We start from the raw sequence: 488 nt of genomic DNA on the forward strand, positions 1-488 counted from the left end.
GCCATGTCCACCAGCAGTTGGCTGACGATCTGGAGGTCGGCCCGGAACTCGTCGCGCATCATCACGTCCTGTGGTCGGTCGCCGCCGACGGGTGCCGGCGCAGGGGTTTGAGCAGGTGCGACGCCAACGGTAGGGCGCGCGGACGGACCCCGGATGAACCACGGTGAACGACGCCAGACGTGGGGGTGAACAGTTGTGTAAGTGAGGGTGTTTCGTCCCGTTCTGTGTGGTAGCCAGGTTAACAATGACCCTACGATCGCCGGGTGGAGTGGGCAGTGGCGGTCGTGGTGGTCGTGGCGTTGGTGGCCGGGATGGTCGCCGGTCTGCTGCTGCCCCGGTTCCTGCCGAGGCGGGACGACCGCTCCGCGTCGACGGGGAGCGTCAGCTTCCGCTGGAACAGGGGGAGGCCCGCGATCGCCGACGAGCAGCAGGCCGGGCTCGGCCGCCGGACGATCGACTCGCTCCGGGCCGGTGTCGTGGTACTGGAC

At 68.6% G+C, this 488-nt stretch carries 1 pseudogene; it reads left to right on the plus strand.

Annotated features, from left to right (window positions below):
* Nucleotides 1-263: 263 nt before the first annotated feature.
* Nucleotides 264-488, plus strand: a pseudogene (locus KBX53_RS35560) (two-component sensor histidine kinase); the annotation flags it as partial.

It is taken from the genome of Micromonospora sp. M51 (assembly GCF_018070305.1).
GTDB lineage: Bacteria > Actinomycetota > Actinomycetes > Mycobacteriales > Micromonosporaceae > Micromonospora > Micromonospora parva.